We start from the raw sequence: 16005 nt of genomic DNA, 5'->3' as shown, positions 1-16005 counted from the left end.
CCGCGGACGACGATCCGCGCTTCCAGATGCTCGTTCACCGGGTGGAGGGTTCGCCCTCGCGGGTGGCGTGGAAGGTGCGCCGGTAGGCGAGGGGGGCCACGCCGATGGCGGCGTGGAGGTGCTGGCGGAGCGAGGTGGCGGTGGTGAAGCCGACCTGACCGGCGATCTGGTCCACGGACAGATCGCTGGTTTCGAGGAGTTGGCGTGCCCTGGAGAGGCGCTGCTGCGTGAGCCACCGCCCCGGGCTCTCCCCGACCTCGCCGCGGAAGCGGCGCGCGAAGGTCCGTAGGCTCATCTGTGCATGTCCTGCGAGGTCGGTAAGGGTGAGCGGGAGGTGCAGGTGATCGAGGGCCCATTGCCTGGTGGCGGCCGTGGTGACGGCGGTCGGTTCGGGGACGGGCTGTTCGATGTACTGTGCCTGGCCGCCTTCCCGCCACGGTGGCACCACGCACAGCCGGGCGACATGGTTGGCCACCGCACTGCCGTGGTCGGTGCGTATGAGGTGCAGGCACACGTCCACACCCGATGCGGCACCGGCCGAGGTGAGGACGTCGCCGTCGTCGATGAAGAGCACGTCGGGGTCGAGCCGGACCTGTGGGAACAGGCGCCGGAAGTGTTCGGCGAGGGCCCAGTGCGTGGTGGCGGGGCGGCCGTCGAGGAGTCCGGCCGCCGCGAGGACGAAGGCACCGGTGCAGATGGAGACCAGGCGGGTGCCGGGGCGGATCATGGCGAGTGCGTCGGCGACGGCGTCAGAGAGTTCGCCGGTGGCCAGGGCCAGGTCGAATGGCGGGATCACCACGGTGTCGGCGGTGCGCAGGGCCTCGGGACCGTGGTCGACGGCGATCTCGAAGTCGGCGTCCGTGCGCACCGGGCGCCCGTCGACGGTACAGGTGAGCAGCTCGTAGCGGCCGTCCGCGCTGCCGAAGACCCGGTTGGCGATGCCGAGTTCGAACGGATAGACCCCGTCGAGTGCGAGGACGACGATGCGGTGCGCCGATTGCGGCTGCGGTGCCTGGCTCATGACACGTCCATCCCGTCCATCCGTCCCCCCCGCTGCTCGATTGGCAGAATCCCATCGAATAGTGACCATCATGCCATTGCTCCGTGCCGCCGCGCGACGGCAGTGTGGACCGTATGAGTACAGCGACTTCACAACAGACCACCGCAGAGCAGGCCGCGACCACGCACACGGCCACGATGCGGGCGATCAGCCAGGACGTTCTCGGCCGGCCCGAGGTACTGAAGGAAGTGGAGGTGGCGCGCCCGGAACCCGGTCTGAGCGAGGTGCTGGTCAAAGTCCATGCGGCGGGGGTGAACCCCACCGACTGGAAGCACCGGGAAATGGGCCTCTTCCTCGGCCAGCCGCCGTTCGTCCTGGGGTGGGACGTCTCCGGGGTGGTGGAGGCAGTCGGAACGGGGGTCACCCTTTTCAAGCCGGGTGACGAGGTCTTCGGGATGCTGCCGTATCCCTACGGGGTGGGCTCCCACGCCGAGTACGTCACCGGGCCCGCGCGCGCCTTTGCCCGCAAGCCCGCCACGATCGACCACGTCCAGGCCGGAGCACTCCCGCTCGCCGCACTGACCGCCTGGCAGGCACTTGTCGACACCGCCGCCATACGGGCCGGAGACCGGGTGCTGATCCACGCCGCGGCCGGGGGAGTGGGCCACCTCGCGGTGCAGATTGCCAAGGCCCGCGGCGCCTATGTGATCGGTACGGCCAGCGCGGCCAAACACGCATTCGTACGCGACCTCGGGGCCGACGAAGTGGTCGACTACCAGCAGGCCGACTTCGCCGAGGTCGTCCACGACGTCGACGTCGTCCTGGACACCATCGGCGGCGAGTACCAGCTGCGTTCGCTGCGCACCCTGCGCCGTGGCGGCCTGCTGGTCTCGATCCTGCCCTTCCCGGCGCAGGGGCTGGCGGAAGAGGCCGACCGGCTCGGGGTGCGCACCGAACTGCTGCTCGTCGAGGCCGATCACACCGGGATGAAGGCGATCGCCGAGCTCGCGGAGGCGGGCGAGCTCCGGGCGGCCATCGCGGGAACGTTCCCGATGGCGCAGGCCGCGAAGGCACACGAGCTTGGCGAGACGAATCGAACCACGGGCAAGCTGGTGCTCGTCATGCGACCCACTAGCGGCGCAGGCGACTGACCGGCGAACGAATTCCGAGCAGCTGCTCCGGCCGGCAGCTGCCCTCCTGCCCTACGACGGTGGCCGTCGCCTGCGGGTGAAGCGCCGGGCGGCCAGCACGAGTGCCGTCACCGCGGTCACGGCCACCATCGCGAGCAGCCAGTTGCGCGAGTAGTCCAGCGGAAGCACCGAGGAGTTGGCCCTTGACCCCGGGCGCAGCAGCACCGGCAGCGCCACCATGGTCAACGCGCCCGCGACCGTCAGCGCGCCACGAACCGGCCCGCGCACGCCACCGCGCACCAGCACCAGCCCGACCAGCAACACCAGCGGCGCGATCACCCCGTCGTGCAGCACCACTGCTCCGCCCAACCAGACCAGCACGCCGGTCAGGTCAGGGACGTTCCTCAGCAAGGACGCCCCCACGCCCATGAGCACCACGCCGCCCACGCCCGCAAGGGCACGCACCATCTTCATGCCAGCACCTCCAGTCGGCCGACCCACTTGGTCTGAAGCACACCGGGACGGTTCGGGGCGATGAGCCGCGCCGGGTAGCCGTGGTCGGGGTCGAGTTCCTCCCCGTTCAGGCGCAGGGCGAGCAAGGTCAACGGGTCGCGGGCGTGCTCGTGCCCCATCTCCGACACCCGGTAGCCGCCGCGCAGCTGCAACGACGTCACCCGCACCCGCGCGTGCGGCGGCGCGCCCGCCCGCTCCAGCAGGTCCACGACCCGCACACCCGTCCAGTGCGCCGACTTGCTCCACCCCTCCACGCAGGCGATCGGCAGCTCCACCTCGTGCTGCGGCAGCGCGCGCAGCTCGTCCAGCGTCAGGGCGTACCGCTGCGGACCGTCCACCACCAGGCGGTACTCCTCGTCGGCGATCCGGCCGACGCCGGCTGCGGCAGCCGTCCGGTTGACGGGCAGGGACTGTGGGCCCTTGTCCGGGTGGCGCGGTGCGAACAGGGTGAAGTCCTTCAGCGGGGTGAAGGACTGGCCCACGGTGGTCAGCGTGACGGCCCCGACGGCAGCACCCACTGCGGCCAGCAGGGAACGCCGGTCGGGTCCGTCCTGCGGGGGCAGGGCGAGCGTCCCGGGCGACCGCCGGCTCCAATGCGCCCGGATCTCCGGGGCCTTGACCGCGATGTGCAGTACCAGCGCCCCGACGACCAGCCACGCCACGGCGTAGTGCACCGGCACGAACGAGAACGGCCATGGGTACCACTGGGCCGTGTTCAGCAGTCCCGTCGCCAGCTCGAAGACGGCTCCTGCCACCAGCACGGCGACCGACAGTCGCTCCAGGGCGTGCTTGGCCGACCGCAGTGGCGGCCATGCGAACAGCCGCGGATACACGGTCCACAGCTTGGCCAGCAGCAAGGGGATTGCCGCGATGCCGGAGGCGACGTGCAGGCCCTGGGTGAGCCGGTATCCCCACGACGGGCGGCTCGGGATGTTGTTGGCCAGCCAGCCCGGCGGATGCTGCATGACGTGGCTGACCAGTCCGGTGACGAAGCACACGGCGAACGACAGCCCCAGCCAACGGCCGATCGAGGTCGCCGTGCGGGCGTCATGGAGTCCGCCCTTGAACACCGGCGGAGAGAAACGCGATTTCATGCGTCCCATCACAGCGGCCGCAAGGGCACCGTGGAACGAATCGTCTCCTTACGGAACAGGGACGTCGACTGACTGTGCCTAGGTGAGCACTCAGTGTGGCGCGGTCGGTGTGTCGGTGCTCCCCGAGCCGGTGCCCGATCCGACAGACGCTCACCCGACGACGACTTCATCTGACCCGGGCTTGGCACACCACACCCAATGCCCCACACGAAGTCACCGGAATTGCTCCTAGGGGTTCTCTTAGAGTCCCCGGCCGGCGCACAAATCGGCTGACCGGCGCCCACAGAATGTGATCTGCGAGTAGAGGAATCCAGCGTCGTGGTCGCCGCTGTGAGGCAGGCCGCCGGTCCGCCGAGCGGTCCGGGGAAGGGAGCTGAACTGTGAGCGAGGGAAAGCTCCGCGACTATCTGAAAAGGGTGACGGCGGACCTCCACCGCACCGGCAAGCGGCTGCGCGAGATGGAGGCCCGCGAACGCGAGCCCATCGCGATCGTGGCCATGAGCTGCCGCTACCCCGGCAACGTGCGCTCGCCCGAAGACCTCTGGCGGCTGGTCGCCGACGGCACCGACGGCATCACGCCCTTCCCGGAGGACCGCGGCTGGAACGTGGACTCCCTCTACCACCCGGACCCCGCCCACCCCGGCACCTGCTACACCCGGGAAGGCGGCTTCCTCCACGACGCCGCCGACTTCGACCCGGACTTCTTCGCCATGTCGCCGCGCGAAGCGCTGGCGACCGACCCGCAGCAGCGCCTCCTCCTCGAAACGTCCTGGGAGGCCTTCGAACGGGCCGGACTGCGCCGGCAGGCTCTCAAGGGCAGCCCCACCGGCGTCTTCGTCGGCGTCATGTACAACGACTACGGCTCGCGGTTCACCGAGCCGCCCGCCGGCCTCGAAGGTCACCTGGGCAACGGCAGCGCCGCCAGCATCGCCTCCGGCCGGGTCGCCTACACCTTCGGCCTCGAAGGCCCGGCGGTGACCGTCGACACCGCCTGCTCTTCCTCCCTCGTCGCCCTGCATCTGGCCTGCAACGCACTGCGCCAGGGGGAGTGCTCCCTCGCCCTCGCCGGCGGTGTGACGGTGATGTCCACCCCCGTCACCTTCCTGGAGTTCAGCCGCCAGCGCGGGCTGTCCGCCGACGGCCGCTGCAAGGCGTTCTCCGACGACTCCGACGGCACGGGTTGGGGCGAAGGCGTCGGCATGCTGCTGCTCGAACGGCTCTCCGACGCCCGCCGCAACGGCCATCGCATCCTCGGCCTCGTCCGGGGCACCGCCGTCAACCAGGACGGCGCGAGCAGCGGGCTGACCGCCCCCAACGGACCGTCCCAGCAGCGCGTCATCCGCGCGGCACTCACCGCCGCGGGCCTCGCCGCGTCCGACGTGGACGCCGTGGAGGCGCACGGCACCGGCACCACCCTCGGCGACCCCATCGAGGCCCAGGCGCTGCTCGCCACCTACGGCCAGGAACGGGAAGCCGGCCGCCCGCTGTGGCTCGGCACCGTCAAGTCCAACATCGGCCACACCCAGGCCGCGGCCGGTGTCGCCGGAGTCATCAAGATGGTGCAGGCGATGCAGCACGGTGTGCTGCCCCGCACCCTGCACGCCGAGCGGCCCTCCACCCACGTCGACTGGAGCGAGGGCGAGGTCCGGCTGCTCACCGACGCCGTGAAGTGGCCGGACACCGACCGGCCGCGGCGCGCCGGGATCTCGGCCTTCGGGGTGAGCGGGACGAACGCCCACGCCGTGCTCGAACAGGCCCCGCCCGCCGCCACCGAAGCACCCGCGACCGGAACCGAAGCACCGGCCGACGGCCCCGACGCGGCGGAGCCGGCCCCTTTCGCCGAGCAGTCCGCCCCGGCGCCGCTCCCGGTGGTGCCCTGGGTGCTCTCCGCCCGCAGCGAACCGGCCGTCCGGGCCCAGGCGGCTCAACTGCTCGCCCACGCAGGCGAGTTGCCCGCGGACGTCCGTGCCGTGGACCTCGGTGCGTCGCTGGCCACCACCCGTACCGCTTTCGAGGAACGCGCGGTGGTGCTGGGCGAGGACCGCGAGGAACTGCTCCAGCACCTCGCCCGGTTCGCGCAGGGCGACGACACCGCGGCCGTCCGGGGCACCGCCGGCCGCGGCAAGACCGCGTTCCTCTTCGCGGGGCAGGGGGCCCAGCGGCTCGGGATGGGCCGTGACCTCCACGCGGCGTACCCCGCCTTCGCGGAGGCCTTCGACGAGATCTGCGCCCATCTCGACCCGGAGCTGCCACAGCCGCTCGCGGACGTCGTCTTCGGCCAGGACGCGGCGGCGCTGGACCGGACCGGATTCACCCAGCCCGCCCTGTTCGCCTTCGAGGTGGCGCTCTTCCGGCTCGTCGAATCCTGGGGCCTCACACCGGACTTCCTGCTCGGCCACTCCATCGGCGAGCTGGCCGCCGCGCACATCGCCGGCGTCCTCTCGCTGCCGGACGCCTGCCGGCTCGTGGCCGCCCGCGGCCGTCTGATGCAGGCGCTGCCGGCCGGGGGCGCGATGGGCTCCCTCCGGGCCGCCGAGGCCGAGGTGCTGCCGCTGCTGGCCGACGCCGGCGACCGGCTGAGCATCGCCGCCGTCAACGGGCCCGAGATGACCGTCGTGGCCGGCGACGAGGAGGCGCTCGCCCCGCTCGTCCGCCGCTTCGAACAGCAGGGCGGCAAGGCCAAGCGGCTGAGGGTGAGCCATGCCTTCCACTCCCCGCTGATGGCTCCCATGCTCGCCGAATTCCGTGCTATTGCGGCAGAGTTGACGTTCCATCAGCCGAATATCCCGGTCATTTCCAATGTGACCGGGGAGCCGGCCACCGACCTGGGAACCGCCGAATACTGGGTACGGCACGTACGGGAGGCCGTACGGTTCGCGGACGGCATCCGCGCACTCGACCAGCGTGGCGTCACCCGCTTCCTCGAAATCGGCCCCGACGCCACCCTCACCGCCCTGGCCCAGGGCTGCCTCGACGCGGACCCCGGCCACCCCGGCCACCTCTTCGTCTCCACCCTGCGCAAGGACCGGCCCGAGACCCACAGCGTCCTCACCGCCCTGAGCGCCCTGCACACCCGCGGCGCGAGCCCCGACTGGGACCGCCTCTTCCCCGGCGCCGATCGCGTCGACCTGCCCACCTACGCCTTCCAGCGCGAGCGCTACTGGCTGGCCCCCGAAGCGGCCACCGCGCACCGCACCGGCGAACACCCGCTGCTCCCCACGGCCATCACGCTGGCGGACCGCAGCGCCGTCGTCTCCACCGGACGCCTCGCCTCGTCCGCCCACCCCTGGCTCGCCGACCGGGCGGTCGACGGCTGCGTCCAGCTCCCCACGAGCGCCTACCTCGACCTCGCCCTCCACCTCGGCGCGCTCGCCGGCTGCGAGCACGTCGCCGAACTCGGCGTGGACGCCCCCCTCGTGCTGTCCGAGCGGTCCGCCGTCGAGATCCAGGTGGTGCTCGACGCCGCCGCGGAACCGGACGGACCGCGCACCCTCACGGTGCACTCCCGCCCCGCCGACCGGCAGGACGACGAGACGCCGTGGACCCGGCACGCCCACGGCGTACTCACCCCGCAGCCGCCCGCACTCCCCGGCCATGACCTGCGGAGCTGGCCCCCCGCCGACGCCCGGCCGGTGGACGTGGATGCCTTTCACGCGCCGCAGGAAGGCGACGAGCCCGATGGGCTGGTGGGCGTATGGCGGCAGGGCGACACGGTGTACGCGGAGGCCGCGCTGCCCGAGGCGTACCGCGGCGACGCGGCCCGGTTCGCCCTGCACCCGGCGCTGCTCGACGCGGTGCTCCAGGCGCTCCCGGCGGCGGGACACCCCGGCGCCGTCGCCGTGTCCTGGCGTGACTGCGTGCTGCACGCGGTGGCCGCGGAATCGGTACGCGCCCGCCTCGCCCCCGCGGACGACGGCGGCCTGGACATCCACCTCACCGACGAACTCGGCGAGCCCGTCGCCTCGTTCGGCTCCGTCACACCCGCACCCGACACCGAGGCCGCACCGCCGCAGGCGCCCTCCGGCCGCGACGATCTCTTCACCGTCGAGTGGACCGCACTGCAGCCGTCCACGCCGCAGCAGGCGCGCGCCAGGATCGCCGTCCTCGGCGCGGAAAGCCCCGGGACCGACACCGAAGGACCCGCGCTCCACCGCGCACTGGACGCGCTCGCCACGGAAGTGGAGCAAGGCGCCGGCGTCCCCGACCTCGTCATCGTGCCCTGGCGGACCGGCGACACCGGCGAACCGGCCGACACCGCCCGCACCTCGGCCGGGCAGGCCCTGACGCTGCTCCAGAACTGGCTTGCTCGACCGGCCCTCGCCCCCGCACGACTGGTCCTCCTCACCCGCGGCGCCGTAGCCACCGGCCCGGACGAGACCGTCACCGACCTGCCCGCCGCCGCGGTGTGGGGCCTGGTGCGCTCGGCGCAGTCGGAGAACCCCGACCGCTTCGTGCTCGTGGACACCCACGCCGACCACGACGACAGCGTCGATACCCTGCCCGCCGCGGCGGTCAGCGCGGCCATGGGATCCGGGGAGACCCAGCTCGCCCTCCGCGCCGGGCGCCTCCTGACCCCCCGCCTGACCCGGCTTCCCCAGCACTCCCGGGACACCGCGCACGCCCACCCCACGGCCGGAGGCCGCTTCGATTCGTTCCGCACGGTGCTGGTGACCGGAGCCACCGGAACCGTGGGCGCCGCCGTCACCCGACACCTGGTGACCGGACACGGCGTACGGCATCTGCTGCTCGTCGGCCGCCGCGGTGCGACCGCGCCCGGCGCCGTACAACTGGCCGCGGAACTCCGTGAGTTGGGCGCCCGGGTGACCCTCGCCGCCTGCGACGTCGCCGACCGCACCGCCCTGGCCGACCTGCTGGCCACCCTCCCCGAGTCACACCCCCTGGGCGCCGTCGTGCACGCCGCCGGCGTCCTCGACGACGGGGTGATCTCCTCCCTCACCCCCGAGCGGATCGCCACCGTCCTGCGGCCCAAGGCCGACGCCGCGGTCAACCTCGACCGGCTCACCCGGGACCTCGACCTGTCGGCCTTCGTGCTGTTCTCCTCGGCCGCCGCCACGTTCGGCGGCCCCGGCCAGGGCAACTACGCCGCCGGCAACGCCTTCCTGGAAGCGCTCGCCCAGCGGCGCCGCGCCGAGGGCCGCCCGGCCATGGCGCTCGGCTGGGGCATGTGGGCGGAGAGCAGCGAGATGAGCGCCCGCCTGGACGAGGTGGACCGGCGGCGGATGGACCGCGGCGGCGTCGGCGCGCTGGCCACCGAGGCCGCGCTCGACCTGTTCGACCGCTGTCTGGCCCAGGACCGGGCCGTACCGGTCCCGGTGCCGCTCGATGTCGCCGCGATCCGCAGAAGCGGCCCGGCGGTTGCCCCGCTGCTCCGGGGGCTCGTCGGCCGGCCCGCCAAGCGGACCGCGGCACCGGCGGCCGCACCGGGCACCGGCCCCGCCTCCCCGGCTGCCCACGCACTGGCCGCCCTGGCCCCGCAAGAGCGCCAGGTCCAGGTCCTCGACCTGGTACGCACCGAGATCGCTGCCGTCCTCGGCCACACCTCGCCGGGCCGGGTCGACGCCGACCGGGCCTTCGGGGACCTCGGCCTGGACTCCCTGACCTCCCTCGAACTGCGCAATGCCCTCGGCCGCCGCACCGGACTGCCGCTGCCGGCCACCCTGGTCTTCGACCACCCCACCCCCTCGGCCGTCGCCGGCTACCTGCTGACGGAACTGCTCGGCACCGGGCAGGAGGTGGAGGCCTCCGGGGCCGACGCCACGACGGCCGGCGAGCCCATCGCCATCGTGGCGATGAGCTGCCGCTTCCCCGGCGGCATCCGGACCCCGGACGCCTTCTGGGAGTTCCTGGCCGCCGGCGGCGATGCCATCGGCGAGTTCCCCGATGACCGGGGCTGGGACACCGCGGCGCTGTACGACCCCGACCCGGAGCACGAGGGCACGACGTACACCCGCCAGGGCGGCTTCCTCGCCGAGGCCGACCGCTTCGACGCCGGATTCTTCGGCGTCTCGCCCCGCGAGGCCCTGGCCATGGACCCCCAGCAGCGGATCCTGCTGGAGATCTGCTGGGAGGCGTGCGAGCGGGCCGGCATCGACCCGCTGTCCCTGCGCGGCAGCCGAACCGGCGTCTTCGCCGGCACCAACGGGCAGGACTACACCACCGTCCTGGGCAACGCCGCCGAGTCCGTGGGCGGATACCTGGGAACGGGCAACGCCGCGAGCGTGGTCTCCGGCCGGATCGCCTACACCTTCGGTCTCGAAGGCCCGGCCGTCACCGTCGACACGGCATGCTCCTCCTCCCTCGTCGCCCTGCACTGGGCCGTCCGCGCCCTCCAGTCGGGGGAGTGCTCGCTCGCCCTGGCGGGCGGCGTCACCGTGATGTCCACACCCGCCGCGTTCCTGGAGTTCAGCCGCCAGCGCGGACTGTCCGCCGACGGCCGCTGCAAGGCGTTCGCCGACGGCGCCGACGGCACCGGCTGGGGCGAGGGCGCAGGCATGCTGCTGGTCGAGCGGCTGTCCGACGCCCGGCGCAACGGGCACCCCGTGCTGGCCGTCGTCCGCGGCAGCGCCATCAACTCCGACGGCGCCAGCAACGGCCTCACGGCACCCAACGGCCCCTCCCAGCAACGGGTGATCAGGGCCGCGCTCGCCGACGCCCGCCTCACTGCCGGTGACGTCGACGCCGTCGAGGCCCACGGCACCGGCACCACCCTCGGCGACCCGATCGAGGCCCAGGCACTGCTCGCCACTTACGGCCAGGAGCGCGCCGGGGAGCAGCCCCTGTGGCTCGGGTCCGTGAAGTCGAACATCGGGCACACCCAGGCCGCGGCCGGCGTGGCCGGCGTGATCAAGATGGTGCAGGCCCTGCGTCACGGCCTGCTCCCGCAGACGCTGCACCTCGACGCCCCCTCGTCCCATGTGGACTGGACCGAAGGCGCCGTGGAACTGCTGGCCGCCCCCACCACCTGGCCCGACCACGGGCGCCCCCGCCGGGCCGCCGTCTCCTCCTTCGGCTTCAGCGGCACCAACGCCCACCTGATCCTCGAACAGGCCACCCCGGAACCGGCCGGGCCCGCCGTACCTGCGGACGCCACGCCGGCGGACGGCACGCATCCGGCACCGGACGACGCACAAGAGGCCGCCGACCCCGCCCCCCTGCCGCTCGTCTGGCCGCTGTCCGCCCGCAGCCCCGAAGCGCTCCGCGCCCTGGCCACGGCCCTGCACACGCACGCCGCAGACCACCCCGACCTGCCCGCCGCGGCCGTCGGCCACGCCCTGGCCACCACCCGGGCGTCCTTCGAGCACCGCGCGGTCGCCCACGGCACCGACCGCGCCGGCCTGCTGTCCGCCCTGGGCGGGCTGGCCGCCGGCGAGAAGCCGGCCACCGGAGCCGCCCTCGGCGTGGCCCGCCCCGGCGCACGCACCGCCTTCCTGTTCACCGGACAGGGCGCCCAGCGCCCCGGCATGGGCCACGAACTGCACCGCACCTTCCCGGTGTTCGCCCACGCCCTCGACGAGATCTGCGGACACTTCGCCGGCCATCTCGACCGGCCGCTGCGCGACGTCATGTTCCACGACACCGACGGACTGCTGGACCGGACGGAATACACCCAGCCCGCCCTGTTCGCCATGGAGACCGCCCTCTACCGCCTCGCCGAGAGCACCGGCCTGCGCGCCGACCACCTGATAGGCCACTCCATCGGCGAGGTGACCGCCGCGCACCTCGCCGGGGTGTTCTCCCTGGCCGATGCCTGCGCGCTCGTCGCCGCCCGCGGCCGGCTCATGCAGGCGCTCCCGGAGACCGGCGCCATGGTCGCCCTCCAGGCGACGGAGGCCGAGGTGCGGCCGCTGCTCGACGGGCTCGACCAGCAGGTCTCCCTCGCCGCCGTCAACGGCCCCGACTCCGTCGTGCTCTCCGGCGACCGCGCCGTCGTGACCCGGATCGCCGACCAACTGGCCGCCGACGGCCACCGGACCAAGCAGCTCCGGGTCAGCCATGCCTTCCACTCCCCGCACATGGACCCGATGCTCGACGATTTCCGTACGGTCGCCGAGGCCCTCACCTACCACGAGCCGCGCCTCCCCGTCGTGTCCAACCTGACCGGCAAGACCGCCACCGAACTGCACCTCCCCGACTACTGGGTGCGTCAGGTGCGGGGCGCCGTCCGGTTCCACGACGGCCTCCGCGGGCTCGCCGAGCAGGGCGTCCAGCGCTTCGTCGAAATCGGCCCCGACGGCACCCTCGCCGCCATGGCGGCCGGCTGCCTGCCCCCCGACGCCACCGGCACCGCCGTCATCCCGCTGCTCCGCGACCGGACGTCAGAGTCCCGCTCGCTGCTCGACGGCCTCGCCCGCGCCCACGTCCACGGCGCGGACCTCGACTGGTCCGCCGTCGCCAACGCCCACCCGGGACGCACGGCCGTCGCCGACCTGCCCACCTACCCCTTCCAGCGGCAGCGCTACTGGCCCACTCCCCGCGCCCTCGCCACCGCGGGAATCAGCCCCGCCGGCCACCCGCTGCTGAGCGCGGCCGTCGAACTCGCCGACGGCAGCCACCTGTTCACCGGCCGGCTCTCGACAGCCGACCAGCCGTGGCTCGCCGAGCACGCCCTGGCGGGCACCGCCGTCGTCCCCGGCACAGCCTTCCTCGAACTGGCCGTCCTGGCCGGCGACCGGGCGGGCTGCCCCCGGGTGGCGGACCTGACCCTGGTCAGCCCGCTCGTCCTGCCCGAGCAGGACGCGATGGACCTGCAAGCGGTCCTCGGCGCCGACGACGGGCAGGGCCACCGGCCGTTCACCGTCCATGCCCGCCCCGTCGACCCGGCCCCCGGCGAGCCCTGGACGCTGCACGCCACCGGCACCCTCACCGCCGCCCCGCCGGAGCCCGTGGCCTCCGCCCCCGCGGCCTGGCCGCCCGCCGACGCCGAGCCCCTCCCCGTCGAGGACCTCTATGACCAACTGAGCGCGGGCGGGTTCGACTACGGCCCGCTCTTCCAAGGCCTGCATGCCGCCTGGCGCCACGGCGACCAGGTGCACGCCGAGGTCTCGCTGCCCCAGCCGGCACACCAGGACGCGGACCGCTTCGCGCTCCACCCGGCGCTGCTCGACGCCGCGTTGCACGCCACCGCCTTCCTGCCGACGGAGGACACCGGGAGCGGACGCCTGCCCTTCTCCTGGCGCGGAGTGCAGATCCACGCGACCGGGGCGACGCACCTGCGGGTCCGTCTCGACCTGTCCGCACCCGACACCGTCTCGCTCGCCCTCGCCGACGCCGACGGCCGGCCGGTCGCCGACATCGAAGCGCTGACGCTGCGCGAAATCTCCGCCGACCGGATCGCGCTCTCCGCCCGGTCCGCCGGCCCCCTCTACCACCTCGACTGGCCCGTGGCCTCCCTCCCCACGACGCCCCCCGAGGAGCCGGCCCGACTCCTCGTCCTGGACAGCGAAGACCTCGCCGCCGACCTGGACGCCGCGGGCCTGCCCGCCACCCGGCTGACCGGTCCTGACCTCCAGGAGGCCACCGGCACCGTCCTCGTGGCCCTCCCCGCCGCCGACCCGCACGAGGCCGCGACCGGCGCACTGGCACTGGTCCAGCGCTGGCTGGCGAATCCGCCCGCCGCGGCCCGGCTCGTCTTCGTCACCCGGGGAGCCGTCGACGCCCCCGGCACCACCCACCACGATTCCGCGGCCGCCCCGATCTGGGGCCTGGTGCGCTCGGCACAGTCCGAACACCCCGGCCGGTTCGTCCTCGCCGACCTCGACGGCCAGGACACCTCGTACGCCGCCCTGCCCGCGGCACTGGCCACGAGCGAGCCCCAATTCGCCGTCCGCGGCGGCACCGTGCACCTGCCGAAGGCCGCCCCCGTCCACGCCGGCACCGCACTGCGCGAACCCGCCGACGGCACCTGCTGGCGCCTCGGCATGACCGGCAAGGGCACCCTCGACCACCTCGCCCTCATGCCCCACAACGACGCCGCACGACCCCTGGAAAGCGGCGAAGTCCGCATCGCGGTGCGGTCCGCCGGAGTGAACTTCCGCGATGTGCTGAACGTCCTCGGCATGTACCCCGGCGACGCCGGAGCCTTCGGCCTCGAAGGCGCGGGCGTGATCACGGAGACCGGCCCCGGCGTCATCGGATTGGCCCCGGGTGACCGGGTGATGGGGTTGTTCCCGTTTGCCTTCGGTCCGGTGGCGGTGGCGGATGAGCGGATGGTGATCCGGGTTCCGGAGGGCTGGTCGTTCGCGCAGGCGGCGTCGGTTCCGGTGGTGTTTTTGACGGCGTATTACGCGCTGGTGGAGTTGGGTGGGGTGCAGGCGGGCGAGTCGGTGCTGGTGCATGCCGGTGCGGGTGGGGTGGGGATGGCTGCGGTGCAGTTGGCGCGGCACCTGGGCGCGGAGGTGTTCGCCACCGCCAGCCCCGGCAAGTGGGAGACGCTGCGCGGCCTGGGTCTGGATGAGGCGCATATTGCCTCGTCGCGTGATCTGGATTTCGAGGGGTCGTTCCTGGCGGAGACCGGTGGCCGGGGTGTGGATCTGGTGCTGGATTCCCTGGCGCGGGAGTTCGTGGACGCCTCGCTGCGGCTGCTGCCGCGCGGTGGACGTTTCCTGGAGATGGGCAAGACCGACATCCGTGAGCCGGAGCAGGTGGCGGCGGAGCATGAGGGTGTGCGCTATCAGGCGTTCGATCTGATGGAGGCGGGGGCGGATCGGATCGGGGAGATGTTTGCGCGGGTGCGGGAGTTGTTCGAGGGGGGTGTGTTGGAGCCGTTGCCGGTGACGGCGTGGGATGTGCGGAGGGCGCCTGAGGCCTTCCGGTATCTGAGTCAGGCGCGGCATGTGGGCAAGGTGGTGTTGACGATGCCGGTGTCCCTCGATGTGGAGGGGACGGTGTTGGTGACGGGGGGTACGGGTGGTCTGGGTGCGTTGGTGGCCCGGCATCTGGTGGCCGAGCACGGGGTTCGACACCTGCTGTTGGCCAGCCGTCGGGGGCCGCAGGCTCCTGGTGTGGACGCATTGCGCGAGGAGTTGGCCGGTCTCGGTGCCGAGGTCGAGGTTGCCGCGTGCGATATCGCCGATCGTGAGGCGTTGAGCGGTTTGCTGGATTCCGTACCGAAGCACCACCCCCTCACCGCCGTCGTCCACACCGCCGGCGTACTCGACGACACCGTCGTCACCTCGCTCACCCCGCAGCGGCTCCGCGCGGTCCTGCGCCCCAAGGCCGATGCGACGGTCCATCTGCACGAACTCACCCGTGACGAGGACCTGGCGGCGTTCATCGTCTTCTCCTCCACCGCCGGGGTGTTCGGCGCTCCCGGCCAGGCCAACTACGCCGCCGCCAACGCCTTCTGCGACACCTTCGCCGCCGAGCGCCGGGCCGCCGGGCTGCCCGCCACCTCGCTCGCCTGGGGGCCGTGGTCACAGACGACGGGCATGACCAGCGGGCTCACCGAAGCCGATCTGCAGCGCATGGCACGCGCGGGCCTGCCCGCCCTGCCCGCCGACCGCGGACTCGCCCTCTATGACGCGGCGCTCGGCCGGCCCGAGGCTGCCCTGCTGCCGATGCTGGTCGATCCCCGCGCCCTGGGTTCGGGCGGTCCCGTACCGCCGCTGCTGAGCGGCCTCCTGCCGACCGCGGCACGCCGGACGGCAGCGGGCCCGGCGGCACCGGCCGGTCCGGGCTCCGCCGAGACGCTGACCCGTACGCTCGCCACCCTGACCCGCGACGAGGCACACCATGCCCTGCTCGACGTGGTGTGCACCCAGGTCGCCGCCGTACTCGGCCACGCCTCCGCGGCCGAGGTCGGCGACCAGCAGTCGTTCAAGGACCTCGGCTTCGACTCGCTGACCGCGGTGGAGTTGCGCAACCGGCTCGGCACCGCGACCGGCGCCCTGCTGCCCGCCACCCTCGTCTTCGACTACCCGACCCCGCTGGCCCTCGCCGACCACCTGTGCGCGGAGCTCGTCCCCGAGCAGCCCGCCGAGCCGGCCGCCGCACCCGAGGACGAAGCAGCGGTACGGGAGGCCCTCGCCGCCATTCCCCTCGCCCGGCTGCGGGCGGCCGGGCTGCTCGACGATCTGCTGGCGCTGGCGCAGCCGGCCACACCCGGCCCGGACCACGAGCCCGAGGCCGACGCCACCCCTGACTCCGATGCCATCGAGAGCATGGAAGTCGACGACCTTGTGCGCCTCGCGTTCGGCGCCACGGACGGCTGAGCACCGCCGTCCCGACGAAGCCACACCCGACGAAGCCG

General features: G+C 73.3%; 5 protein-coding genes. 2 read left to right on the top strand and 3 right to left on the bottom strand.

The genetic code is table 11. The features are described from left to right. Positions 1-34: 34 nt before the first annotated feature. A complete protein-coding gene (locus CPH93_RS01310; protein WP_093488002.1) occupies positions 35-1021 on the bottom strand; it encodes a GlxA family transcriptional regulator in 987 nt (328 codons plus the stop codon). A gap of 113 nt (positions 1022-1134) precedes the next feature. Here CPH93_RS01310 and CPH93_RS01305 point away from each other — a divergent pair, with 113 nt between their 5' ends. Beyond that, positions 1135-2151 (top strand): NADP-dependent oxidoreductase, encoded by a 1017-nt coding sequence (locus tag CPH93_RS01305; RefSeq protein ID WP_096211652.1) that lies wholly within the window; start codon positions 1135-1137, stop codon positions 2149-2151. A 51-nt stretch (positions 2152-2202) separates the two neighbouring features. Here the strand turns inward: CPH93_RS01305 and CPH93_RS01300 are convergent, their stop codons facing one another. Together CPH93_RS01300 and CPH93_RS01295 are read right to left on the bottom strand one after the other, a co-directional pair. Next, positions 2203-2604, bottom strand: coding sequence for a hypothetical protein (locus tag CPH93_RS01300; protein WP_096211651.1), 402 nt, complete (start codon positions 2602-2604; stop codon positions 2203-2205). Further along, positions 2601-3737: a molybdopterin-dependent oxidoreductase gene (locus CPH93_RS01295; protein ID WP_096215245.1), complete on the bottom strand. Its 1137-nt coding sequence runs from the start codon at positions 3735-3737 to the stop codon at positions 2601-2603. Before CPH93_RS01295 ends, CPH93_RS01300 begins: the two co-directional genes overlap by 4 nt. Positions 3738-4117: 380 nt before the next feature. Between CPH93_RS01295 and CPH93_RS01290 the strand changes: the two genes are divergently transcribed. Then, positions 4118-15967, top strand: a complete 11850-nt coding sequence (locus CPH93_RS01290) for a type I polyketide synthase (RefSeq protein ID WP_159394946.1) — start codon at positions 4118-4120, stop codon at positions 15965-15967. The last annotated feature ends 38 nt before the right edge of the window (positions 15968-16005 follow it).

The organism is Streptomyces sp. 2323.1, assembly GCF_900221035.1.
Taxonomy (GTDB): Bacteria; Actinomycetota; Actinomycetes; order Streptomycetales; family Streptomycetaceae; genus Streptomyces; species Streptomyces sioyaensis.
This window is presented reverse-complemented; position numbering and strand designations above follow the sequence as displayed.